The 1,266-nt window shown below is 47.8% G+C and carries 1 protein-coding gene; it reads right to left on the bottom strand.

The features are described 5' to 3' along the window. Nucleotides 1–20 precede the first annotated feature (20 nt). Entirely contained in the window at nucleotides 21–1,148 is a 1,128-nt protein-coding gene (locus OKC40_RS22510) for an ISAs1-like element ISKpn9 family transposase (protein ID WP_041204928.1), read from the bottom strand. Nucleotides 1,149–1,266: the final 118 nt, after the last annotated feature.

A 1,266-nucleotide genomic window follows, 5' to 3' on the forward strand; every position in this document is an offset into this window, starting at 1 on the left:
CAGGGCTGACGCATCAGTGTTTATACTTTGAACAACCCCATACATTCGAACAAATATTGTTCATTCAGACAGCAGAGCCTGCGCTTGTTGGCCATGCTTAGATTACGTGATTTGTTTTGCTTCAGCATGTTCAGTATCCACTGCCTGATGACCGCTAAGTTTTCCCCAGCGAAGCCCGCTCTGGCCTGAAGTTGATCCTCTCCGAACGCAATATCTAAAGTCCAGTGCAGCAGATTTTCTACCGACCAGTGCGCTCGGGTTGCCTTCAGCGCTGAGGTGGCATCCAACGCTCGGCTACTTATATAAAATCTCACGAAATCATAGCCTTTGCCATTTTCAATTCGCTCAGCCTGCACGGCTATGATCGTCTTCGCTTTCCACTGCTGGCAAACTGGCATGCTTTCATCAACCATCAGAACCCAACAACGTCGATGCTCTTTTCGCCCATGTTCTGAGTCAAATTGTTCAGTAAAGCCGTGCCCCGAAACATCGGTTTCATTCTTATCCCAATACGCTTGGAACTGTTCTTTTACTTCAGTATTGAGGCTAGGTTGGTTGTCTTTCACTGCAAGCAGGTAATCACCCGACTTTTTGAGGATGGTGTCGGCGATTTTTACCTGTGTACCCATCGCATCAATACTGACTAAACACCCTTTTAATTCAAGAAGTTGGAGTAGCTCAGGTATTGCCGTGATCTCGTTAGATTTGTCAGCGACTTTTTGCTGGCCAACACACATCCCCAGCTCAGTTGACCAGACATTGACCATATGAACAGCGTTGGCACCTCGCCCTTTAGCGGTAGCACGAAGAGCTTTACCATCAACCGCTAGTTGGCCAACCAGCTTATCATCGCCCATGATGTCGCCGATCCACGCTTGAAAAATGGATTTCAGACTGGCGGGAGGCAGAGTGGCAAAAATGCGGTTGAATGTGTCGTGTGATGGAATGCCGCCAGGCAAGCTCAACCAGCGCCGGAACCATGGCTCTCGCTCTTGAGCAAACAAGGTAATCTCGCTCCAAGTATCAAAACCGCACATCATGGCGCAGATGGCCATGAAAACAACCTCTGACAAGATATGCGAGCACTTGGCCTGATTGCGTGGGTCTGGAATTGATTCAAGGTAGTCGAGCAAAGACTTCTGGGCCATAAAAATAAACAGTTAGTTAAGATCTCGACTATTTACAGCTTGGCAACGCAAGGTACAATTAAAATCGTACTTGGCGCCGCTCAACTGATCGATACTTGATCAACTAGCGCAAAGAATG

The sequence above is a fragment of the Aeromonas sp. QDB11 genome (assembly GCF_027705265.1).
In the GTDB taxonomy this organism is placed as follows: Bacteria; Pseudomonadota; Gammaproteobacteria; order Enterobacterales; family Aeromonadaceae; genus Aeromonas; species Aeromonas allosaccharophila.